Source organism: Mucilaginibacter sp. P4_A11 (assembly GCF_056402535.1).
On the sequence record NZ_JBFUHE010000003.1, the window covers coordinates 363,812 to 385,950 of the forward strand.

Below are 22,139 nucleotides of genomic sequence, written 5' to 3' on the forward strand. Positions count from 1 at the left end.
AATTAAAAAACAATGAAAATCGCATTAATTGGAGCCACAGGCTTTGTAGGAAAAGCAGTATTAGCCGAAGCATTACAACGCGGATATGACGTAACCGCCATAGCCCGTAATCCTAAAACTGACATTGAAAACCCCAAATTGGCACTCAAAACTGCCGACGTATATAATGTTGACGAGTTAACAGAAGCCTTGAAAGGCCACGACGTTGTAATAAACTCATTCAATGCCGGCTGGGCTAACCCTAACCTGTATAACGATTTTATTAAAGGTTCTGAAACAATACAGCAGGCAACTAAACAAGCCGGTGTAAAACGCTTATTAGTTGTTGGCGGTGCAGGTAGTCTTTACATTGCCCCGGGAGTACAACTGGTTGACAGCCCCCAATTCCCTGCCGAGTGGAAAGCCGGCGCTACCGCAGCCCGCGACTACCTGAATATCATCAAAAAAGAAGAAGATTTAGACTGGACATTCCTCAGCCCGGCCATTCACCTGCATCCGGGCACCCGTACAGGCGTATACCGCACAGGTACAGATGAACCAGTATTTAACGACAAGCACGAACACGAAATTTCAGTTGAAGATTTAGCAGTTGCTATTTTAGATGAACTGGAAAACAACCAGTTTGTGAAGAGAAGATTTACTGTGGGGTACTAATCTGAACCATGATTTATAGGATTTTAGGATTACCCTGAGTTGGGAGAGGCCTGTCAAAACTTACGAAGTTTTAAAAACTTCGTAAGTTTCCTTTCATCAATTTATCCTAAAATCCTACGAATCAAGGTTTACTTAATAAACTTAGCAGCTACCCATTCTTTATCTTTTTTATGGGTGATATATTTTAAACCATACTTCCGTGCTTCATCTGTAATGATATCCAGATCAGGCGATTCATAAAAACCGCTGAAGTAGATCTCACCATCAGTTTTTAATACTTCGGCGTAGCGCTGCATCTGGTCGATAAGGATATTGCGGTTGATGTTAGCCAGGATGGTATCATATTGCTCATCAGGAATAATCTCTTTTGAACCACAAAGCGGTTTGATATTCCCCACATTATTCAGTGCCGAATTTTCGATAGTACTTTCATAGCAAACCGGATCGTAATCAATAGCTGTTATATCACCGGCACCTAATTTAGCAGCCATAATAGCAAGAATCCCGGTACCGCAACCCATATCAAGTACTTTTTTACCGGCAAATTCATTCTCCAGCATGAGGCCCAGCATCATGGCAGTAGTTTGATGGTGCCCTGTACCGAACGCCATTTTAGGATCAATTACAATCTCGTACTCAAACTCGGGTTTAGGCTCATGAAAAGTTGCCCTTACGTAGATCTTGTTCCCTATTTCTATCGGTTCAAAATTGCTTTCCCATACCTCATTCCAGTTCTTCTGCTGAATAAGGGTTATCTCATAACTAAAGGTGAACAGATCTTTATAAGGTAATAATTGCTCATCAAGCGCCTGCTGGTCAAAAATATCCTCGGGAATGTAAGCTTTAAAGCCAAGCTCAAGCTCTTCAAAAGTATCAAAACCAATCTCGCCCAAAGCATTGATCAGCAGGTCCTGCTGATAATCTTCGGTAGTGATGGTAGTAAAAAAAAGTTCGTAATAATTCATTTTGATTTTATCGTTAACGCACAACAAAGATCCTTTAAACAGGGGAAGGAAATTTAACCGGCAACTTCAGGTTCAATTTGTTCACTATCGGCGCTTGTCCTTTTCCTGTCGAGCAAATACAGTACAACAAAGTTAACCATCCAGTAAACGGCCTGTATTTCGGTCATATACCACCAAAAACTTAATAATGGTTTATACCCTTCTTCGGGCAGCCAGATAACGTAACTAAGAGCTCCGGCAAATAATATACAAACCATGGCAATGCAAATGCCGGCAATAAACCGGGCCAAAGCACCTTTATGTTTAACCCAATTCCAGAGCGGGATAATGATCAGATATTGGGTAAGAACGCCATCTGCAAGCAGCAAGCCCCAAAAAAAGCTGAAGTAAGCCATGAGACTATACAGGTTTCCGTTACCGATTTCGCCAATACGCATCGGGTGCTTAGGCATGTGGATATATACCACTGCCCAAAAGACGCCAAAGTCGACCAAAACCGGTAAAAGAACTTTTAAAAGCTTCATGCTTTTTTAGATTTGAGACGTGAAATTTGAGATATGAGATTTTATTTTTCCAATAAACATCACATATGCTCTTTATGTTTTGAGTTAAGTTTGAGTATTGTCTCAAATCTCACGTCTCATATCTGCTAAATATTAATTAAACGTTTTAACAATATCAGTAAAATCGCGCGATTTTAGTGAAGCGCCACCAATAAGGCCACCATCAATATCAGCCTGAGCAAACAGTTCAGCAGCATTGCTTGGGTTGCAACTGCCGCCATATAAAATGGTAGTAGCATCGGCAACTTCCTGACCGTATTTAGCAGCAATTTCTTTGCGGATAAACTCGTGAATTTCCTGTGCCTGTGCAGATGTAGCAGTAACGCCGGTACCAATAGCCCAAACCGGCTCATAAGCAATAACCAACTTCGCAAATTGCTCAGCATCCAGATGAAAAACACCTTCAGCTAATTGTGTTTTGATGATATCAAAATGAACTTCTGTTTCACGCTCCTGCAAAGTTTCACCAATGCAGAAAATAGGGCGAAGATCATTTTTTAAAGCAGTATCAGTTTTTTTAGCAAGCAATGCATTGGTCTCGCCAAAATACTGGCGGCGCTCTGAGTGGCCAAGGATCACATAAGCAGCCCCTGTCGATTTGATCATCTTAGCAGAGATCTCGCCTGTATAAGCGCCTTTTTCTTCCTGGTGGGCATTTTGTGCACCAACAGCAACCTTGCTATAACCCTTTGATAGTTGCACCAGGCTGTGAATGTGAATAAACGGACTGCAGATCACTGCTTCCTGCGTGCCGGTAGCCTCATCTTTCACCATGTTGATGATCTCTGAAAATAAAGCTAAACCTTCATTGTAATCAAGGTTCATTTTCCAGTTTCCGGCAACGATTTTCTTTCTCATGATTTTATTTTATTTATTAGTGAATGGTTGATTGTTAGTGAGTGGTTGATTGGGTTGATTAGGTGAATGGTTGTTTGGCTTGATATGATAAAGAATCGCAGACTGATTAGGTGGAAAACCACTCACTCAATCAACCTAATCAACTACTCACCAAATTAATCCCGACGATACTCCTCGGTTAGTTCAAATATGGTTGTTAATATATTTTGCTCGGTTTCATCAAAGTCCCGGTGATCGCGGCGGTCAAACACTTTCTGTGCGGTTTCAAACATTTTATTGATCAAATAAACCTCAAAGCCCTGCGCTCCTCCCCATGAAAAATCGGGAACAAAGTTTCGCGGAAAACCTGCGCCAAAAACATTGGCCCCTACTCCTACCACTGTACCGGTGTTAAACATGGTATTAATCCCGCTTTTAGCATGATCGGCCATGATCAAGCCACAAAATTGCAGGCCCGTTTTACGGAAACGCTGTGTGCTATAGTCCCAAAGTTTAACTTCGGCGTAGTTATTCTTCAGGTTGGAATTATTGGTATCGGCACCTATATTGCACCACTCGCCCAAAACCGAGTTACCAAGGTAGCCTTCATGGCCTTTTGACGAATACCCCCAGATCACCGAGTTATTTATTTCGCCCCCAACCCGGCAGTATGGGCCAATAGTTGTAGCCCCATAAATTTTAGTCCCCATTTTTACCTGCGAATGTTCGCAAATGGCAAATGGCCCGCGGATATGGGTCCCTTCCCAAACTTCGGTATTGGCCGAAAGATAGATGGGCCCGTTAGTGGTGTTAAATGTTGAGCATTCGGCAACCGCACCTTCTTCGGCAAAAAAATCACTCCCTATAATAACATTCGTTGAGCTGATGACTGCACTTGTACGCCCTTTGGTAAGCAGCTGAAAATCTTTACGAAGTTCAATGTCATTCTTCCTGAAAATATCTTCCGGGTATTTGATCGATACAAAAAGATTAGGATAGCTTATTACATCGCCAAAATCAGCGTCGGCATCAAAGCTTTCCGCCTCCGCAGCATTAAGCTTAACGGCAATTAACTGATCGTTATATTTAAGCGCCTGCCCGGTTTGCAGCTTGTCAATCGCTTCTATAAGGTTCTCATCCGGGCATACAGCACCATTGATAAAAACGTTATCAGCCTCAATATTTACAGGGAACTTTACTTTTAAGTAATCAAGCGTATGAAAGGAATAAGCGCTGTTTAAATGCTTGCCCCATTTTTCGGCAATGGTGAATACACCGATACGAAGATCAGCGACTGGCCGGGTATAGGTAAGGGGTAGCAGCGAATGGTGTGCGTTATCGTCAAAAAGGATAATTGCCATGGCGCAAAAATAAAAAAAGTCCCGACTGCAAAGCCGGGACTTGTAAATATTAATTAAACAAAAATTACTTTTTGTTGTAACGGGTGCGGAATTTGTCAATACGACCTGCAGTATCAACCAGTTTCATTTTACCGGTGTAGAACGGGTGCGAAGTGTGAGAAATCTCTAATTTAACCAATGGATATTCGTTACCATCTTCCCATTTAACGGTTTCGCGGGTATCGATGCAAGATTTAGTGATAAAAGAGTAGTCGTTTGACATATCTTTAAATACAACTAACCTATAGTTTGATGGATGCAGATCTTTTTTCATTATATTATATAAACTTACCTTCTTACTTTACTTAAAAGAGGGGCAAATATAGATATATTTTTCAGAAAAAATAAAACCAAATTTAAAATAAAATCAACCAGATACGATCCCTATCAATTTACTTTAGAATATATTTACAGAAAACAGCCCCTGCACTATTTAATTGGTTTTTTACCGATAGTTACAATAAAACCGGCTGTTTGTTGTTTTAATAATCAAACTTGAACCATATCCAAAACATGAATAATAAAAGATTCATTTTCGTTTTATTACTTATTGGCATTTCAACTTCTGTAGCATTACTTAGCTGCAGTAAAGATAAAACAGACCCAGGTACGGATGACAACCCCAAATTAGAAAATCTTCCGGGACATACTTATACCCTTGCAGGTAATGGCACTTACGGATTTGCTGATGGCCTAAGAACAAATGCTGCACTCAATAACCCTAATGGTGTAGCGGTAGACGCCGTTGGCAATGTGTATGTTACCGACCAGGGCAATAACGCCATCCGTAAAATCACGCCCGAAGGCGCTGTAACTACACTTGCAGGGGGAACAGGGGCCGGGCTAGTTAACGGACCGGTCAAATTGGTAAAATTTGATAACCCGATAGGTATTGCACTCGACTCGAAAGGAAATATTTTTGTTACTGATTTTGGCAACAACGTAATTAGAAAAATAGCGATTGACGGCACTGTAAGTACATTTGCAGGTTCGGGAGTTATAGGCTTTGATGATGGGAAAGGCCCGTTAGCAACCTTTAATGGCCCGGCGGGTATAACAATTGACCACGCCGATAACCTTTATATAACAGACAATCATAACATCATCAGAAAAATTACGCCGGCGCAGGATGTTACAACATTTGCAGGCAATGTGCATTCGGGTCCCGGTTTTGCCGATGGAACAGGCTCAGAAGCCAATTTTCGGTTACCGGAAGGTTTAGCTATTGATGGTGCTGATAATATTTATGTGGCCGACTATAGTAACAATATGATCAGGAAAATAACCCCCGACGCGGTAGTTACCACAGTTGCTGGCAAGCTTGCGCCCGGATCTGACAACGGTGCTTCAACATCAGCAACCTTCAATGGGCCTCTGGGTGTGGCTGTAGATAAAAGCGGAAACATATATGTAACCGATAACCTAAGCTTAGTTAGAAAAATAGCGACAAATGGCGAGGTAACTACATTAGCAGGCACAAATGAAAGAGCCTTTTACGATGGCGAAAACTTACAGGCTAAATTTAACGACGTCCATGGCATTGCGGTAGACGCCGGCGGTAACGTATATGTTGGCGACGAACAAAATGCAAGGATCAGGAAAATTATCCCACCTTCAAAATAATATCGATACAGGTTAAATCTCCTGGCACAACTCTATAAGCACCCCATTAGTACTTTTGGGGTGCACAAAACACACTAGTTTATTATCGGCTCCTTGTTTAGGCTTATCATTTAGCAAAAGAAAACCCTCATTTTTAAGGCGTTTCATTTCGGCTTCAATATCATCTACCTCAAAAGCTATATGATGAATCCCCTCGCCTTTTTTTGTTATAAACTTAGCTATAGCGCTATCATCATTCAGCGCCTGGAGCAATTCAATTTTATTTGGCCCGTTTTGCAGAAAAGCAGTTTCAACTGCTTCACTCTCTACAATTTCGGTTTTATATACAGGAGTGTTCAGCAGTTTTGAGTAGATCTCACCTGCTAATTTAACACTGTTAACTGCTATGCCAATGTGTTCCACTTTGTTCATGTCCAAATATTGTAAATTATTGGTCAGCTTTGATTAATTGCGAAGTATTTTAGCTGAATTTAGATAAAAACTTGCGTATCTTTGTTTTGTTAATATATTTCAAAAGGACTATGAATATCCCAATTTATTTAGATAACAATGCAACTACACCGATGGACCCACGGGTACTGGAGGCTATGTTACCATATTTTAACGAAAAATTTGGTAATGCAGCAAGCCGTAACCATGCGTTTGGCTGGGTTGCAGAGGAGGCGGTTGATTACGCACGCGAACAGGTTGCCAAACTAATCGGCGCATCTGAAAAAGAGATCATCTTTACCTCTGGTGCTACAGAATCAGATAACCTTGCTATTAAAGGGGTGTTTGAAATGTACAAAGACAAAGGTAACCACATTATAACTACAGTTACTGAACACAAAGCGGTACTTGATGCCTGCAAACACGTTGAAAAACTTGGTGGCAAAGTAACTTACCTGCCTGTTAAAGAAGATGGCCTGGTTGATTTGGCTCAGCTCGAAGCAGCAATGACCCCTGAAACCATCCTGGTATCTATCATGTATGGCAACAATGAGATAGGTGTTATCCAGCCAATTAAAGAAATTTCGGCTATTGCACACAAACATGGTGCATTATTTATGACCGATGCTGTTCAGGCAGTTGGTAAGATCCCTGTTGATGTTAACGCTGATGGCATTGACTTATTAGCTTTATCAGCTCACAAAATATACGGCCCTAAAGGTGTTGGCGCTTTATACGTACGCCGTAAAGGACCGAGGGTTAAAGTTACTGCCCAGATGGACGGTGGAGGCCACGAGCGTGGTATGCGTTCAGGTACCCTTAACGTACCGGGCATTGTTGGTTTAGGTAAAGCCTGCGAGCTTTGCGGTCAGGAAATGGAGAGCGAAGCAAAACGCCTTTCAGTTTTACGTGATAAACTGCAATCAGCTTTAACAGTGCTGGAAGAAAGCTATGTAAACGGTAACGTTGAACACCGCTTACCACATGTAGCCAACATTTCATTCAAATATGTTGAAGGCGAAGGCTTGATGATGGCTATGAAAGATTTGGCTGTATCATCGGGTTCGGCTTGTACTTCTGCTTCATTGGAGCCGTCATACGTATTGAAAAGCTTAGGCCTGTCTGATGATCTGGCACACTCTTCTATCCGTTTTGGCTTGGGCCGTTTCACTACCGAAGAGGAAGTTGATTACGCAATTGAAGTAACCAAAAAATCGGTTACTCACCTGCGCGACCTTTCACCGCTTTGGGAAATGTTTAAAGAAGGCATCGACCTTAACTCAATTGAGTGGGCAGAACATTAATTTGATTTCGGATTTGGGATTTTCGATTTCGGATTTACCATTTCAGATACTTTAAAAAATAAATATTACGAGTTTAAATTATTCAATAATTCACTAACTCACTAATTCAATAATTAAAAGACAATGGCATATTCAGATAAAGTAATCGATCACTACACTAACCCCCGCAATGTGGGCACTTTGGATAAAAGTAGCCACAAAGTAGGTACAGGCTTAGTTGGTGCACCTGAATGCGGCGACGTAATGCGCCTGCAGATCCAGGTTGATGATAACAATGTTATCACCGATGCAAAATTCAAAACTTTCGGTTGCGGTTCAGCAATCGCTTCTTCATCATTAGCTACCGAGTGGCTTAAAGGCAAAAGCATTGATGATGCTATGAAAATCGACAACATGGACATCGTTGAAGAGCTTGCCCTTCCACCGGTAAAAATTCACTGCTCGGTATTAGCCGAAGACGCTATCAAAGCAGCGATCAATGATTTCCGCGTAAAAAACGGCTTAGCGCCAATTGAAAGCGAAAAAGTACACCATTAATTATTAAGTGAGTGGTGAGTGGTAAAAGGTGAGTGGTTAACTCTCCATGGCAACTATTCACTACTCACCTTTCACTATTCACCAACAACATGGTAACTGTAACTGATAAAGCAAAAAGCAAAATAGATAACCTGATGCAGGATGCGGGGCTTGATGCCTCTTACTTTCTGCGTGTGTCTGTTCAGGGCGGTGGTTGCTCTGGCTTATCATACAATCTTGATTTTGATAACGAAGAGAAAAAAGGCGATCAGTTTTTTGAAGACCAGGGCGTACGTATGGCGCTCGACATGAAATCATTCCTGTACCTTGCGGGTACCGAACTTGATTTTTCTGACGGCCTTAATGGCAAGGGCTTCAATTTTCACAACCCTAACGCCAGCCGTACCTGCGGTTGCGGCGAAAGTTTTTCGGTATAAAATTCACCTGAAAATAAATAAAAAGAGGCGCCATAAGCGCCTCTTTTTATTTTTAATAATCTGCCTACTCTGATGCTGCCGCGGGTTTCCAACCCGTGGTCAAACATTGCTTCAGCTTTCAGCTGAATTACCTAAAACATATCCTCCGGTTGTACACCATCAGGTGCCGCTTGCTCCACAGCCCAATGCTCGGCTATCTTATCATTAGCCACCCTGAATATCTCGTACAATACAAACCTTTTTCCTGATCTGTTAAACTGAGATTGAACTACAACGAAATCACCTTCGGCAATAACTCGGTGAAGCTTTACATCCGGCCTTTCAACAATATGATCTGCTAAGGTTTTGCCGTTTTCCGCAATTACGCTATCGTGTTCAACATAGCCAGGATGTATAAATTGTTTGGATGATGTTTTATTGATCATAGCATTATAATACAAACTAACGACACGCTTACTATTTTCCGCCAAAGCATTATGATCAATATCCGTTGTGCCGTTAGTTGAAGTTATCGTTTTCCCGCTTTCATCCGGCAGGGGCTGTATAGCGTCCCAATGTTCCGTTAACATACCATCCTTTAATTTAAACAGATCTATCACAGCCATACGCTTGCCCATAAACTGAATATCAAGGTGGGTTACTACAAAATCACCTTCCTGTATCGCCCTGATGATTGGCGATTTTGCACCTTCGGGTGGTAACGGTAACGTTTTCAGGTAATTGATCATTTCGGTTATACCAGCCCTCCCCTGTTTAACGGTTGGATTATGTTGTTTATAATCTTCAACTATAAATTCGGGGATTAGCTCGGTTTTACGCTGCCCTACTATCTGCTTATAAAATGAAAGCACTTTTTGCTTATTGGTTAAGGTATCCATATAAATACATGATTTGGCGGCCCGAGCATTGCATATTAAAATGCAGCATATGCCCAATGCCAATGCTTGAGTAATTTTCATTACTGTTAAATAAAATTTAATTAAGAAATTTTCAGACAATACTAAACACTACCGCAAATAGCAGCATGTTTCCGAACCTGTATCAACAGGCCGGGCCTTAATCGACCCTTGTTTTATATGTGGAGATAGTATTTATGGAGTGAAGATAGCGAAAGTTATCAGACTTACGAAGTTTTAAAAACTTCGTAAGTCTATTCCCGATTTATCAAAACACCCTGATCACCTGCCCTGTAATAGCGCCAAGCACACTTTTAACATAAGCATTTGCAACCTTATCCATAGCTACAGGTTCATGACCGGGAAAATATTCAAAGTAGCCGGGTGAATCCTCTACTACACCGGGACTGATAGCATTGATCCTCACACTATTTTCCAGCTCAATGGCCGCAGCAAGCACAAAAGCATTTAACCCACCGTTGATGGTACCAAGGTTAACACCATTAATCACCGGATCTTCGGACAAGATACCAGATGTAAGCGTAAATGAACCTTTGGCATTAATATAATGCTGACCGATCAGCACCAGGTTTACCTGCCCCAGCAGTTTACTTTCAATACCTTTTTTAAAATCGGCAGGGGTTGTGCTGGTTAGCGGGCCAAAATGCCCGGAACCCGTAGTACTCACCAGGGCATCAAAGGTCCCAACCTGTTTGTAAAATGCTTCTATAGATTCTGGCGAGGTAATATCCAACTGAAAATCGCCGCTTTTTGAGCCGGCAGTAATGATCTCATGTTTACCCTGAAGTGCTTCAGTAACCTTTTTGCCGATAGTGCCGGTAGCACCTATTATAATTATTTTCATAGCTTTTGTCTTTATACAAGTTTAATGTAACAACTTATCATACACATCACAAAAAAGTAAAAGAATATGAGCGCTATAATCCGCTTCGTTCGTTATTTTGCAAAATAGAATTAGCTTTGTTTCCAATATCCAATTATATAAATGACTAAAAATACCGAGCTTTCAACTGTTCCGAGTTTCATTCGCAATACTGTTGCTAATATCCATCCCTTAGAGCATACTTTCATGCTCCATAAAGTTAAAGATACCTGGGTTGAGATCAGCTACGGTGAGGCGTTAGAAAAAATAGATGCTATTTCGGCCTGGTTCCTGCATATCGGTGTCAGAAAAGGCGACAGGCTTTCGCTGATCATCGAAAACGGGCCAAATTATGTTTATTACGATCAAGCCCTGCAACAGATCGGCGCGGTTAATACCTCTATATATCCAACCCTTACCGAAAATGAGATCGAATATATCCTGAACGATTCAGGAGCGCGCACCATCATCTGCGGCAACCCCTTCCTGTTCAGGAAGGTTTTAAAAGTGGCAAACAACTGCCCGGAACTGATCCGCCTGATCCCTGCATTTGATGATTTTGAAAAATTTAGCGATAAAGTAAGCTTAAATGCCGGGGTTATCGGTTTTGACCAGGTAATTGCTGAAGGGCGCACATTGGTTGAGCAATACCGGCCTGCTATCAACGCTGCTCGCGAAGCCATTTTAACAACGGATACTTCATGCCTTATTTATACATCAGGCACCACTGGTGTACCCAAAGGAGTTGTGTTAACGCATCATAACCTTACACAGAACACGATCAACAGCCTCATCCAGATCCCGTTTGTTGAAAAAACAGACAGGTTCCTGTCCTTCCTGCCGTTATCGCACGTATTTGAGCGCACCATTTACCATATAGCCATTTACCAGGGATCGCAAATTGCCTTTGCTCAAAGTCTTGAACTGCTGGCCAAAAACATGGCAGAAGTTAAACCTACTATACTTTGCTGCGTACCACGCTTACTGGAACGCATCCACGACAAAGCCATAAAAAGCGGTACATCGGCTGGCGGCCTCAAAACTAAGATCTTCCTTTGGGCATTTGAGATTGGTAAAAAAGTACGCCTGGTACAGGAATCGGGCAAATCGCCTAATGTTGTTCTGAAAGCACAGCATGGCATTGCCGAAAAATTAGTATTCAGCAAGATCAAGGAAAAAACAGGCGGACAACTGAAATTCATGGTATCGGGTGGCGGTGCATTACCTAAAAATATCGGTGAATTTTTTGGCGACCTGGGCATCGTAATTTTAGAGGGCTTTGGCTTAACCGAAACATCGCCGGTAATGGCGGTTACTGAGCGTCACAGGGTAATTTATGGTACCGTTGGCCGCATCATTCCCGGTATTGAAGTGGCTATCCAAAATGTGGATACCAAACAGATCTACAGCATCCAAACACACGATAACTTTAAGGAAGATACCCTTACCGAAGAAGGTGAGATCATTGTTCGCGGGCATTGTGTAATGAAAGGCTACTGGAACAAGCCCGAAGAAACTGCCACTGTTATTGACTCACACGGATGGTTCCATACAGGCGATATAGGCCGTTTCTTCCGCGGTAACCTCCAAATTACCGATCGCCTCAAGAACATGCTGGTTAACGCTTACGGTAAAAATATCTACCCAACCCCGGTAGAGAATACTTACCTCAAAAGCCCTAAAATTGAGCAGGTATTTTTAGTGGGCGATAAACGCGAATACATCGCCGCCATCATTGTCCCTGCCCGCGAAACCCTGCAGGAAACTTTTAACCTTCAAAATGATTTCTTTGAACGCCCGGAAGTATTTATTGATGACAAAGAAATAGTTGACTGGATAGGCTCCGACATCCGTAAATACAGCAATGAGCTGGCCAAGTTTGAACGTATCAAATCATTCAAGATAAAACGTAACCCTTTCAGTATGGATGAGGGCGAGATCACCCCTACCATGAAAGCCAAACGCAAAGTCATCGAAAAGAAATACGCCGCCGATATTGACGAGCTGTATGTTGGCGAAACGGAGGAAGATTAACCGTTAATGGGCTTTTGATTACGTTGATAATATCAAATAACGTCATTGCGAGGCACGAAGCAATCGCGAACTGTACAGGGACATTTGCATAGGCTTTCTGTAAGTAGGGGATTGCTTCGTGCCTCGCAATGACGTTTTCTTTTTTTTGAATCCAGAAAAAATCAACGAAATCATCGGAATCATTAAAATCAATGGTTAGTTTTACTAACTTTGTTAGCATGAAGCGATCAGGCAGTGCTGACTTACCTTTACATTATGGTTATGTACCGCAATGGCTTGCCGAGCGTATGGCTAAGCTTGGCCTTGCTGTGGTGGAAACCATTGTTATGGATTATGGTAAGGATGAAGTGCTTCGCCGGTTAAGCGATCCTTTTTGGTTTCAGAGTTTAGGTGCTGTTATGGGGATGGACTGGCACTCTTCAGGCATCACCACTTCTGTAATGGGCGCATTGAAGAAATCCATTAACCCACACAGCCGCGAATTGGGAATTTACATTTGCGGAGGGAAAGGCAAACACTCCAAACAAACCCCGGCCGAGCTTTTAAAAGTAAGCGAAACTACCGGACTCGATGGTAATTACCTGGTGAAATGCAGTAAGCTGAGTGCTAAGGTTGATAATACTGCCATACAGGACGGCTTCCAGCTTTATACCCACAATTTTATTTTAAGCGATACCGGTAAATGGGCCGTAGTACAGCAGGGAATGAGTGATGCCAGCAGTACCGCCCGCCGCTACCACTGGCATTCGGAGCAGTTAAGCTCCTTTGTTGATGATCCGCATACGTTTATCTACGGAAAAAACAATGGATATATCCTTAACATGACGGATAAGGAAGCGGATGGTTCACGCAACGGTGTTATACAGATTGCAGCCGAAAATCCAGGTATTATGATCAGGGAGATCAGCAAATTGGTGATGCCCAACCACCATGAAGTTTACGCTAAAGATGTCGACCTGAAACGCCTCGGTGCTGTACTTTGGCTGGCCCACGAAAAACAACCCAAAGATTTTGAAGACCTCTTATTACTTCAAGGTTTAGGTCCACGTACATTGCAGTCATTGGCTTTAGTAAGCGAGGTGATCCATGGCACGCCATCGCGGTTTAAGGATCCCGCAAGGTTTTCTTTTGCCCATGGCGGTAAGGACGGCGCTCCCTTTCCGGTGCCTACCAAAGTTTACGACGAAACATTGAGCACCCTTCAAACAGCTATCCAAAGGGCAAAAATGGGTAATAATGATAAAAATGAAGCCATCAAACGCCTCTCTCAAATAGCCGAAAACGCCGAAAAAGATTTCACGCCCAATGCCAACTTTGATAAAGTAATCGAAAAGGAACGTAATGATTCGTGGAAATATGGAGGCCGTACAGTGTTTGGCAAAGCTCAACCACCAGTACAACAACAATTAAAATTATTTTAAGGTAGTGCTGATAAACTTTGCAGTATCTAAATGGGCCTGTAAACCGGGTAGCATTTTAGTAGCAAAATCGGCAAGGCTTGTGTTTTTCCTGTCTTTTGCCGTTGTTTTGTACAGGGCAATTTGTTCGGTATGATCGTTTATTACTAATTGAATATAAGCCCTGTCAAACGCGCCGGCTTTCTTCAGATCAAGATCATCAATGATCTGCTKATGCATAGGGCTTATAACAACCGAGTCGGCAATAAAATTATCAGTCCTAAGCTTTTTAAAATCATCGGCAAGCATAGTATGGTCATTAATCATGAGTTTGGCAAACTGGATAACCTTTTGATTTTTTGAATTTGCAATTGCCAAACCGGATGCTTTTACAGATGCGAGGGTTGATTCTTCTCCACTTTTGATAAACAATAAGCCGTTATCATCTACCAGGGCTTTATTGTAATTATTGGCATGCCGGTTACTCTGGCAGGATTGTGTCATCACTAAAGCAAACAGAAATAGTAGAACGCTGGCTGATCGGCTCATGTTAGTAGTTTAGTGTTTTAATATAACAAAAAAAAGCCGTTGTGGTTTTTTATCCTCATTTGATATAATTTCCGATTTAATTATCGTTCAGAGTAGTTCTTTTAAGATGACACCATTGTAATTTTAAACATACACATGAGTTATAAAAAACACACTTGTATTTATAGTTAATCTTTTTTATATTTAAATTAATTCTTATAACAAGCATGATTATTAAAATGTAAAAAATTAAACCTTTTTTAATCAGCTTTTATAAACAACTCAGCATTAGGGAATTGAATTTTGCAATTTTAATAATTCCGATAAAAACAGCGACCATTTTGTAAAAATTTAATTACAAACAAACAAAAGGGCATCAATGTTGAGACTGCTAAAACGAATAAACTAAACGAAACCTTTGCACTTATGCCCAACGTCGAAAAAATCACCTGTTATTGCTTTAATAAAGACTGCGCTGCCTCTATATATAACGATACCACCTGTTTATCGATACAAGTCCCATTGGAAGTTGCATTATCACGTACACTCAATTGCGTTGAATGTGGTGCAGAACTGCTATCCCCGCTTCTTATCGAGATCAAGAAAGATATCCTCAATCTTATAAAAGACGATCAGCAGCGTTCGGTAGCCATTATTGATGACGACATCATTTTCCATGAAACAGTTAAGATCATTTTAAAAGATAATTGGTTAAATGCAAGGTTCTACATGGATCCCGAGCCTGTTTATAAAGCTTTATATAACAACCGTAATAAACATGCAGACATCCCAAACATTATTTTCCTCGATCTGGACATGCCCGTAATGGACGGATGGGAGTTTTTAGATTTGTTTAATGGCGTTTATCGTTCGCTGGTGAAACCGGTTTCCATCTATATAATTTCAAACTCTGTTGATCCTACCGATCAAAAACGGATTAAAGCATACCCATTTGTTAAAAGCTTTATTTCTAAACCGTTAACAAGGCATTTTTTGGGTAAGATAAATGAAGAACTCTCCCGGAATAATGCCGCTGGTTTGGAGTTAAAACCGGCATCAAACTGGCAATAATTAATTGGCAACAACAATATTAAAAGGGAACCGACAAGTTCCCTTTTGCGTTTTATGACATTATATAAAAGCCGGGGTTAAACTTTACCTTTGCCAAATGGACTATTTTAAAAAGCTGCTCAACCTGTTACAAATTGAACAGGATGACGACCGCCAGGCATACCTTAAACTAACCGAAACAGCCTCAACTGCCGAACGCAGGGCTGCAGGAATTAGCTGGTATCCCATAGCAATAAAAGGCACTGAAATAGGTCGCGGCGATTACCTAACTGTAGAAGTTGAGCGCCCTTCTCACCAGGACCTTAGCCACCAGTTCAGGTTCGGCGCTTCGGCTGCGTTGTTTTCAAACCATGATCCTAAAACCGATCGTATAAACGGCACCGTAGCCTACCAGGGAGGTAACCGGTTAAAATTAACCCTTAACACCGACGAACTGCCCGACTGGAGCCGAAACGGCAAGCTTGGCATCGATCTGTTGTTCGATGACAATAGTTATGATGAGATGCAAAAGGCGTTAAAACTGGCTGCTAAGCTTGTTGACGATAATAAAGAAGGGCATCTTACCCGCGTACTTACGGGGCAAAGTGCGCCTGCTTTTATTCCAGAAACAATTCATTACCCGCTTAATGGCTTAAATGCTTCGCAGAAGCAAGCTGTTCAAAAAATAGTTGAAGCGAAGGAGATTGCAGTTGTTCACGGGCCACCGGGTACCGGCAAAACAACTACTCTTGTACAGGCAATCAAAGTGCTTATCAAGCAAAACAAACAACAGATCCTGGTTGTAGCGCCAAGCAATACTGCTGTCGACCTGCTAAGCGAAAAGCTAAGCAACGAAGGTTTAAATGTGCTGCGGATAGGCAACCCGGCAAGAGTATCTGAAAAGTTAATGGCCTTAACTTTAGATAGTAAGATAAGCGCTCATGCTGACATGAAGGAGATCAAAAAGCTTAAAAAACAGGCTTCGGAATACAAGAACATGGCGCACAAATACAAGCGCAATTTTGGCAAAGCCGAACGCGATCAGCGTAAGGCGCTTTTTGACGCCGCACATCAGATCATCAAAGAAGTGGATAAAACCGAACAATTCATTGCCGAAGACCTGATCAGCAAGGCACAGATCATTACCGCCACGCTTGTAGGAGCCAATCACTATACCATCCGCGATTTAAAATTCCACACCTTAATTATTGACGAAGCCGGGCAGGCCCTTGAACCTGCCTGCTGGATCCCGATATCAAAGGCACAAAAGGTGGTCTTCGCCGGTGATCATTTACAGCTCCCTCCTACCATTAAATCGCAGCAGGCGGCTAAAGATGGACTGAGCACCACCCTGCTCGAAAAATGCACTGCGCTTTATCCGGAAGCGATTGTATTGCTTGAGGAACAATACCGCATGAATGAAGCCGTTATGGGCTTTTCATCAAAAGAATTTTATGGCAACAGGTTAAAAGCTCATGATTCCGTGGCAAGCCGGTTACTGTTTCCGGGGGATCTTCCGCTTAGTTTTGTTGATACCGCAGGTTGTGGCTACGATGAAAAACAGGAAGGTACCAGCACGGCAAATCCAGAAGAGGCTGCATTTCTGTTCAAACATCTTCATAAACTGGCAGGCGAACTCAGCGGGTATTATCCGGCAGAAAACTTCCCAACTATTGCAGTTATTTCCCCATACAAAGAACAGATCAGGATTTTAAACCAATTGTTACAGGATTCGCCGGAGCTTATGGTTTATGCTGATAAAATTGCGGTCAACACCATTGATAGTTTCCAGGGGCAGGAACGCGATGTGGTTTACATCAGCCTAACCCGCAGTAACACCGAAGGCGAGATCGGCTTCCTGAATGATACTCGCCGCATGAATGTGGCCATGACCCGGGCCCGCAAAAAGCTGGTAGTAATTGGCGATAGTTCCACACTGGCATCTTCTGCTTTTTATGCAGATATGATTAGCTATGCCGAACAACTCAACGGCTATCAGAGCGCCTGGGATTATGCGGGGTACGATTAAACGTCAATTATTTGTTACATAAGCTTTTAAAGCGTTACAGCTTGTGATAATGGTTAAATTTAACTTTTAGCCTCACAACAATCGCCCGTATGAATTTTAAACCGCACTATCTGACAAAACTTACTGCTGTTATTAGCTTTTTTATTTTTTTAGGACAAGCCAGCAAAGTATCGGCCCAGGTAAATGCCTATGACCCGCATTTGGGTATCATCCCTGCTCCTGCTTCAATTACCAAAAGCAGCGGTACATTTACCTTTACTCCGCTTACACCAATCAAAGCTGATAATCCAAAAGATAAAGCTGTTTTATGGCTAAAAGATTACCTGAAGGAGAACCGGCATCTGTCTATCAAAGTAGCCAAATACAATTCAAAACTTAAGGCGGCAAAAAGCAGAGCTTTGATATTAACCTCAAAGGGAGCCGATAAATTACCAAAAGAAGGTTATAAACTAACCATCACTCCGCGTAATATCATCATAGTTGGTAAGGATGCAGGTCTGTTTTATGGCATTCAAACCTTGTTACAGCTTTTCCCGGTTGAAAATGCAACTGCGTACCAATTGCCTTGTGCAGTTATTGAAGATTCGCCGCGCTTTGGATATAGGGGTATGATGCTGGATGTATCGCGTCATTTTTTCACTATCCCGCAAGTAAAAAAGGTGATTGAGCTTATCGCCTCCTATAAACTGAATACTTTTCACTGGCATTTGGTTGATGGCCAGGGCTGGCGTATCGAGATCAAAAAATATCCCAAACTTACCGAAGTGGGCGCATTTCGCCAGCAAACCATGTTTGGCAGCAACCGCGACTGGCCCGATTCGCTCAGTTACGGAGGCTTTTATACCCAGGAACAAATTAAAGACGTAGTGAAATTCGCGGCCGACCGTTATATCAACGTGATTCCCGAAATTGAAATGCCTGCCCATTCTGAAGCTGCATTACGTGCTTATCCCGAATTTAAATGCGATACCGTAGTCGGCCAGAAAGCTCCGCGCGATATCAATAACCTGTACTGCCCTACCGAACAAACTTTTACCTTTTTAGAGGATGTACTTACCGAAGTAATGGCGCTCTTCCCAAGCAAATACATCCACATAGGCGGTGACGAGGCTGGCAAAGAACCCTGGAAGCAATCGGCCTTTTGCCAGGCTTTGATGAAGGAAAAAGGCCTGAAAGATGAAAAAGAACTCCAAAGTTATTTTATTCAACGAATAGAAAAGTTTATTAATTCCAAAGGCCGGAGCATTATTGGCTGGGATGAGATATTAGAAGGTGGCCTTGCTCCTAACGCCACGGTAATGAGCTGGCAGGGCGAAGAAGGCGGCATCAATGCGGCCCGCCAAAAACATAACGTGATCATGACGCCGCAAACCACCGGTAATTACTTTGATCATTACCAAAGCAGCTCCCCGCAGGAGCCGGTATCATTTGGCCGCTATGCCACTTTAGAGGAAACCTATAATTACGACCCGGTTTCAAAACAACTGACTCCTGATGAACAGAAATACGTAATAGGAACCCAGGGCAACCTTTGGACAGAGTATGTGCCTACCGTAGCCAAGCTTCAATACCAGATCATGCCACGCGTGTTCGCATTATCAGAAGTAGCCTGGACTCAACCTGCAAACAAAGACTACACCAATTTCTCTGAAGTTAGGCTGGCTAAACATTTTGCAAGGCTCGATGCCATGAACTACAACTATCGTGTACCAACTGCTTTAACTATTATTGATACCATGGTTGTTGGGCCGAAGTTTGTTTACATGCTAACATCAGTGGTTCCAGGTGCTAAGATCTATTATACGCTTAACGGACGTGATCCGCTGGATACCGATCTGCAATATGACGGGCCAATCACTTTCTCCATCCCGCAAAACGAAAAACGCGAATTACGTACCCGTGTAATTACACCATCTGGCCGCAGGAGTATTGCTACACGTACATTGATGTACAATAAAGCGCCTTTAGCAGCAGTAAACTATACGGCTAATAAACAGGGACTGAAATACAAATGGGCAAAAAACACGTTCTCTTCCCCCGATCAGCTTAATTACGTTGCCACACAAGATTCATCGACCATCAATAAACTGGACGCCGAAGCCCTGAAAAAAGACAATCCCAATTTTGGTGTTGTTTATGACGGTTACGTGAACGTTTTAGCCGATGGTACTTATAACTTTACCCTTGCAAATTATGCCGCCAGCCAGTTATTTATTGATGGCGTACAATTAACAGAAGCTGAATATGCGCTGCCGCTGGCAAAAGGCTTTCATCAGATAAAGGTAAAGTATATATACAATGCACCGCCGCCGTCAACCGGCAGGTACAGGCAACGTGCAGCACCACTTAAAGTATATGTTACTGCGCCCGGAAGTTTTGAAAAGAAAGAGCTTAACGCGGCAGATCTTTATTATTAATACATGGAATTAGGTATAAGCACCTTTGGTGAGATACATCCTGATGGTAAAAGCGGCAACGCCGTAAATGCCCACAAACGGGTTCAGGAATTATTAGAAGAAGTAAAGCTGGCAGATGAGGTTGGTTTGGATGTGTATGCCTTCGGCGAACATCATCGGCCTGATTTTGTGATATCAGCACCCGAGATCTTGATCTCTGCGGCGGCAGCTATTACCAAAAATATCCGCCTATCAAGTTCAGTTACCGTATTAAGCTCAACCGATCCGGTGCGTACGTTTCAAAACTTCGCTACTGCTGACCTTGTATCCGGTGGTCGTGTTGAAATGATAGCCGGCCGTGGGTCATTTATCGAATCGTTCCCGCTTTTTGGTTTCGACCTGAATGATTACGACGCATTGTTCACCGAGAAGCTTGAAATGTTTTTGCAGATCAACAAGCAGGAAATTGTTTCATGGAAAGGTAACTTCAGGGCACCGATTAAAAACCAGGGCGTTTACCCCCGACCGTTACAACAGGAAATTCCTGTGTGGATTGGCTTAGGCGGTACCCCTGCCTCGGCTAAGCGCGCTGGTAGCTTAAACCTGCCCATGATCATTGCCATATTAGGCAGCGCACCAAAACATTTCGTTTCCTTTGTTGAACTTTACCGCGAGTCGGCTGCCAAAGCCGGGCATGATGTAAGCAAATTACAATTAGCCATCAGCTCCCAGTTTTACGTGGCCGAAAACTCACAGCAAGCCGCCGATGAGTTTTACCCAAGCTATGAAGCCCTGATGACCCGCGTTGGCCGCGACCGTGGCTGGTCGCCGATGACAAGGGAACAGTTTGAATACCTGCGGGATTTTGGACCGTTGGTGGTGGGCGATGCTCAACAGGCCATTGACAAGATCATGCAGCAATACGAGCTATTTGGCAATACCCGTTTTGTGGCGCAGCTGGTTACAGGCTTTACCAAACACAAGGATATTTTAAAAGCAATTGAACTTTACGGTACAAAGGTAGCACCCGTTGTACGTAAAGAAACCAAGGTAAAAGCTTAAGCTTTTACCTTGGTTAAAAACTCTTCGATAATAGCGACAGCGGGGTAATCTCCATCCCTGCCAATATCTTCGATCTCCCCTATATAATCGCCATGACCAGCAGGCAGGATGCAAAGCTGAGCGTCAGGAAGCGTGCGGTATAGTTGAAGGGTATGCTCAGGCCTGATCACATCCTTATCCCCGGCTATCACCAACGCGGGCATGGTTATAGAACGGATGGCGTCATCATCCCAGTCCTGAAAAGCCAGCATGCGGTCACGATCTCGGTTATGCATTATTTCTAAAGCAGCCTGGTCGTTGTTTATGGCGAGGAAAGCTTCCTGCAAAGGTTTGGGCATATTATCCAGGCTGGCATTCGGCATAAAGTCCCAAAACCAGGAGTCGAAGCCGTCGCGCCTGTAAAAAGAAGAAGCGATCACTATTTTATGAACCAGTTCCGGATGCCTGATTGCTACTTGCATGGCAGTATTACCACCGTTACTAAAACCCATAATATCGGCCTGTTTTATATCTAAATGTTTGAGTAAAGCTGCAATGTCATCGGCATCCTGTTCAAAGGAGGTAGGTACACCTCTGTCAGGCGTACGGCCATGCGCCTGGAGATCTACCCCTATTACCTTATGATTTTTCGCAAAGCTTGACAACACCCTGCCAAACGTAACTCCAATATCCGAACCACCGCCGTGAATCAGTACCAGCGGGAACCCCTCGCCATAAATTTCATAATACATTTTGAGCCCGTTAACTTCGGCATAGCTACCGGCGCCATTTGTTTGTGTCATATCTATAGGTTTAATAACTCAAATATACTTATAGATGTGATCGCTTTAAGGCGTGAAAGTGACAATCACGGGATTCAAAAATGACAAAGCGATTTTTAATGCAGAGTTTTTAAATCCGGTGAACTCTGAAGATGAAATGACATCTTCACGCCGTCATGCTGAACTTGTTTCAGCACCCCACAGGACAGGTCGGCGATTTGCTCAGCATTTGGCTTAGCGAGTGAGGTGTTGAAACAAGTTACCCATGACATAATTAAAAAAGACTGTCATCATGAGGCACGAAGTATCTTCAACAAGCATGGCCGCAATACAGGGTGAAGAAGAGGCTTCGTACCTCAGCATGACAAAGGGGCA

The 22,139-nt window shown here is 42.7% G+C and carries 21 protein-coding genes; 11 read left to right on the forward strand and 10 right to left on the reverse strand.

The features are described 5' to 3' along the window. Positions 1–12 precede the first annotated feature (12 nt). Entirely contained in the window at positions 13–654 is a 642-nt protein-coding gene (locus tag AC1DUD_RS08535; protein WP_477373571.1) for an NAD(P)-dependent oxidoreductase, read from the forward strand. Positions 655–782: 128 nt separating this feature from the next. Here the strand turns inward: AC1DUD_RS08535 and prmA are convergent, their stop codons facing one another. From prmA to AC1DUD_RS08560, 5 genes are all read right to left on the reverse strand, one after another. Continuing rightward, entirely contained in the window at positions 783–1,619 is an 837-nt protein-coding gene (prmA, locus tag AC1DUD_RS08540) for a 50S ribosomal protein L11 methyltransferase (protein ID WP_477373573.1), read from the reverse strand. A 53-nt stretch (positions 1,620–1,672) separates the two neighbouring features. Further along, positions 1,673–2,143 carry a hypothetical protein gene (locus AC1DUD_RS08545; RefSeq protein WP_477373575.1) on the reverse strand — a complete coding sequence of 157 codons (471 nt, stop codon included), beginning with the start codon at positions 2,141–2,143 and terminating at the stop codon, positions 1,673–1,675. Positions 2,144–2,275: 132 nt separating this feature from the next. Continuing rightward, the gene (tpiA, locus tag AC1DUD_RS08550; RefSeq protein ID WP_477373577.1) at positions 2,276–3,040 is read right to left on the reverse strand and encodes a triose-phosphate isomerase; all 765 of its coding nucleotides are present in this window, start codon (positions 3,038–3,040) and stop codon (positions 2,276–2,278) included. 155 nt (positions 3,041–3,195) lie between these two features. Beyond that, positions 3,196–4,380 carry a GlmU family protein gene (locus AC1DUD_RS08555; protein WP_477373579.1) on the reverse strand — a complete coding sequence of 395 codons (1,185 nt, stop codon included), beginning with the start codon at positions 4,378–4,380 and terminating at the stop codon, positions 3,196–3,198. A 64-nt stretch (positions 4,381–4,444) separates the two neighbouring features. After that, positions 4,445–4,693 carry a type B 50S ribosomal protein L31 gene (locus AC1DUD_RS08560; protein WP_110584752.1) on the reverse strand — a complete coding sequence of 83 codons (249 nt, stop codon included), beginning with the start codon at positions 4,691–4,693 and terminating at the stop codon, positions 4,445–4,447. A gap of 239 nt (positions 4,694–4,932) precedes the next feature. Here AC1DUD_RS08560 and AC1DUD_RS08565 point away from each other — a divergent pair, with 239 nt between their 5' ends. Next, positions 4,933–6,042: an NHL repeat-containing protein gene (locus AC1DUD_RS08565; RefSeq protein ID WP_477373581.1), complete on the forward strand. Its 1,110-nt coding sequence runs from the start codon at positions 4,933–4,935 to the stop codon at positions 6,040–6,042. A 12-nt stretch (positions 6,043–6,054) separates the two neighbouring features. Here AC1DUD_RS08565 and mce read toward each other — a convergent pair whose 3' ends face one another. Further along, complete coding sequence (gene mce / locus AC1DUD_RS08570; protein ID WP_477373583.1) at positions 6,055–6,453, reverse strand: methylmalonyl-CoA epimerase; 399 nt, start codon at positions 6,451–6,453, stop codon at positions 6,055–6,057. Positions 6,454–6,563: 110 nt separating this feature from the next. Here mce and AC1DUD_RS08575 point away from each other — a divergent pair, with 110 nt between their 5' ends. The 3 genes from AC1DUD_RS08575 to AC1DUD_RS08585 all read left to right on the forward strand — a co-directional run bounded on the left by AC1DUD_RS08575 (position 6,564) and on the right by AC1DUD_RS08585 (position 8,728). Further along, positions 6,564–7,775, forward strand: coding sequence for an IscS subfamily cysteine desulfurase (locus AC1DUD_RS08575; RefSeq protein WP_477373585.1), 1,212 nt, complete (start codon positions 6,564–6,566; stop codon positions 7,773–7,775). A 123-nt stretch (positions 7,776–7,898) separates the two neighbouring features. Further along, on the forward strand, positions 7,899–8,312 hold the full coding sequence (gene iscU / locus AC1DUD_RS08580; protein WP_076378185.1) for a Fe-S cluster assembly scaffold IscU: 414 nt from the start codon (positions 7,899–7,901) through the stop codon (positions 8,310–8,312). Between the two features lie 89 nt (positions 8,313–8,401). After that, positions 8,402–8,728 carry a HesB/IscA family protein gene (locus AC1DUD_RS08585; protein WP_330859803.1) on the forward strand — a complete coding sequence of 109 codons (327 nt, stop codon included), beginning with the start codon at positions 8,402–8,404 and terminating at the stop codon, positions 8,726–8,728. A 131-nt stretch (positions 8,729–8,859) separates the two neighbouring features. Here AC1DUD_RS08585 and AC1DUD_RS08590 read toward each other — a convergent pair whose 3' ends face one another. Beyond that, entirely contained in the window at positions 8,860–9,606 is a 747-nt protein-coding gene (locus AC1DUD_RS08590) for a nuclear transport factor 2 family protein (RefSeq protein WP_477373588.1), read from the reverse strand. A gap of 286 nt (positions 9,607–9,892) precedes the next feature. Continuing rightward, the gene (locus tag AC1DUD_RS08595; protein WP_477373590.1) at positions 9,893–10,489 is read right to left on the reverse strand and encodes a short chain dehydrogenase; all 597 of its coding nucleotides are present in this window, start codon (positions 10,487–10,489) and stop codon (positions 9,893–9,895) included. A 141-nt stretch (positions 10,490–10,630) separates the two neighbouring features. Here AC1DUD_RS08595 and AC1DUD_RS08600 point away from each other — a divergent pair, with 141 nt between their 5' ends. Continuing rightward, positions 10,631–12,541: an AMP-dependent synthetase/ligase gene (locus AC1DUD_RS08600; RefSeq protein WP_477373592.1), complete on the forward strand. Its 1,911-nt coding sequence runs from the start codon at positions 10,631–10,633 to the stop codon at positions 12,539–12,541. Between the two features lie 218 nt (positions 12,542–12,759). Continuing rightward, positions 12,760–13,962 (forward strand): DUF763 domain-containing protein, encoded by a 1,203-nt coding sequence (locus tag AC1DUD_RS08605; RefSeq protein WP_477373594.1) that lies wholly within the window; start codon positions 12,760–12,762, stop codon positions 13,960–13,962. Here AC1DUD_RS08605 and AC1DUD_RS08610 read toward each other — a convergent pair. Then, complete coding sequence (locus AC1DUD_RS08610; protein WP_477373596.1) at positions 13,954–14,487, reverse strand: DUF4142 domain-containing protein; 534 nt, start codon at positions 14,485–14,487, stop codon at positions 13,954–13,956. The two genes, AC1DUD_RS08605 and AC1DUD_RS08610, sit on opposite strands and share 9 nt — an antisense overlap. Positions 14,488–14,892: 405 nt before the next feature. Here AC1DUD_RS08610 and AC1DUD_RS08615 point away from each other — a divergent pair, with 405 nt between their 5' ends. The 4 genes from AC1DUD_RS08615 (at position 14,893) to AC1DUD_RS08630 (ending at position 21,003) form a co-directional block, all read left to right on the forward strand. Further along, entirely contained in the window at positions 14,893–15,537 is a 645-nt protein-coding gene (locus tag AC1DUD_RS08615; RefSeq protein WP_477373598.1) for a response regulator, read from the forward strand. 97 nt (positions 15,538–15,634) lie between these two features. Next, entirely contained in the window at positions 15,635–17,545 is a 1,911-nt protein-coding gene (locus AC1DUD_RS08620) for an AAA domain-containing protein (protein ID WP_477373600.1), read from the forward strand. Positions 17,546–17,634: 89 nt separating this feature from the next. After that, positions 17,635–19,962, forward strand: a complete 2,328-nt coding sequence (locus AC1DUD_RS08625) for a family 20 glycosylhydrolase (RefSeq protein WP_477373602.1) — start codon at positions 17,635–17,637, stop codon at positions 19,960–19,962. Between the two features lie 3 nt (positions 19,963–19,965). After that, a complete protein-coding gene (locus tag AC1DUD_RS08630; RefSeq protein WP_477373604.1) occupies positions 19,966–21,003 on the forward strand; it encodes an LLM class flavin-dependent oxidoreductase in 1,038 nt (345 codons plus the stop codon). Here AC1DUD_RS08630 and AC1DUD_RS08635 read toward each other — a convergent pair. Beyond that, positions 21,000–21,785, reverse strand: coding sequence for an alpha/beta fold hydrolase (locus AC1DUD_RS08635; protein ID WP_477373607.1), 786 nt, complete (start codon positions 21,783–21,785; stop codon positions 21,000–21,002). The two genes, AC1DUD_RS08630 and AC1DUD_RS08635, sit on opposite strands and share 4 nt — an antisense overlap. Positions 21,786–22,139: the final 354 nt, after the last annotated feature.

Excerpts from the sequence above, each read along its gene's own strand:
- AC1DUD_RS08585 (WP_330859803.1), top strand. The coding sequence starts at position 8,402 with ATGGTAACTGTAACTGATAAAGCAAAAAGCAAAATAGATAACCTGATG.
- AC1DUD_RS08630 (WP_477373604.1), top strand. The coding sequence starts at position 19,966 with ATGGAATTAGGTATAAGCACCTTTGGTGAGATACATCCTGATGGTAAA.
- AC1DUD_RS08615 (WP_477373598.1), top strand. The coding sequence starts at position 14,893 with ATGCCCAACGTCGAAAAAATCACCTGTTATTGCTTTAATAAAGACTGC.
- AC1DUD_RS08595 (WP_477373590.1), bottom strand. The coding sequence starts at position 10,489 with ATGAAAATAATTATAATAGGTGCTACCGGCACTATCGGCAAAAAGGTT.
- AC1DUD_RS08625 (WP_477373602.1), top strand. The coding sequence starts at position 17,635 with ATGAATTTTAAACCGCACTATCTGACAAAACTTACTGCTGTTATTAGC.
- AC1DUD_RS08635 (WP_477373607.1), bottom strand. The coding sequence starts at position 21,785 with ATGACACAAACAAATGGCGCCGGTAGCTATGCCGAAGTTAACGGGCTC.
- AC1DUD_RS08620 (WP_477373600.1), top strand. The coding sequence starts at position 15,635 with ATGGACTATTTTAAAAAGCTGCTCAACCTGTTACAAATTGAACAGGAT.
- AC1DUD_RS08600 (WP_477373592.1), top strand. The coding sequence starts at position 10,631 with ATGACTAAAAATACCGAGCTTTCAACTGTTCCGAGTTTCATTCGCAAT.
- AC1DUD_RS08590 (WP_477373588.1), bottom strand. The coding sequence starts at position 9,606 with ATGGATACCTTAACCAATAAGCAAAAAGTGCTTTCATTTTATAAGCAG.
- AC1DUD_RS08555 (WP_477373579.1), bottom strand. The coding sequence starts at position 4,380 with ATGGCAATTATCCTTTTTGACGATAACGCACACCATTCGCTGCTACCC.
- AC1DUD_RS08535 (WP_477373571.1), top strand. The coding sequence starts at position 13 with ATGAAAATCGCATTAATTGGAGCCACAGGCTTTGTAGGAAAAGCAGTA.
- AC1DUD_RS08565 (WP_477373581.1), top strand. The coding sequence starts at position 4,933 with ATGAATAATAAAAGATTCATTTTCGTTTTATTACTTATTGGCATTTCA.
- AC1DUD_RS08545 (WP_477373575.1), bottom strand. The coding sequence starts at position 2,143 with ATGAAGCTTTTAAAAGTTCTTTTACCGGTTTTGGTCGACTTTGGCGTC.
- AC1DUD_RS08605 (WP_477373594.1), top strand. The coding sequence starts at position 12,760 with ATGAAGCGATCAGGCAGTGCTGACTTACCTTTACATTATGGTTATGTA.
- AC1DUD_RS08560 (WP_110584752.1), bottom strand. The coding sequence starts at position 4,693 with ATGAAAAAAGATCTGCATCCATCAAACTATAGGTTAGTTGTATTTAAA.
- mce (WP_477373583.1), bottom strand. The coding sequence starts at position 6,453 with ATGAACAAAGTGGAACACATTGGCATAGCAGTTAACAGTGTTAAATTA.
- iscU (WP_076378185.1), top strand. The coding sequence starts at position 7,899 with ATGGCATATTCAGATAAAGTAATCGATCACTACACTAACCCCCGCAAT.
- tpiA (WP_477373577.1), bottom strand. The coding sequence starts at position 3,040 with ATGAGAAAGAAAATCGTTGCCGGAAACTGGAAAATGAACCTTGATTAC.
- prmA (WP_477373573.1), bottom strand. The coding sequence starts at position 1,619 with ATGAATTATTACGAACTTTTTTTTACTACCATCACTACCGAAGATTAT.
- AC1DUD_RS08575 (WP_477373585.1), top strand. The coding sequence starts at position 6,564 with ATGAATATCCCAATTTATTTAGATAACAATGCAACTACACCGATGGAC.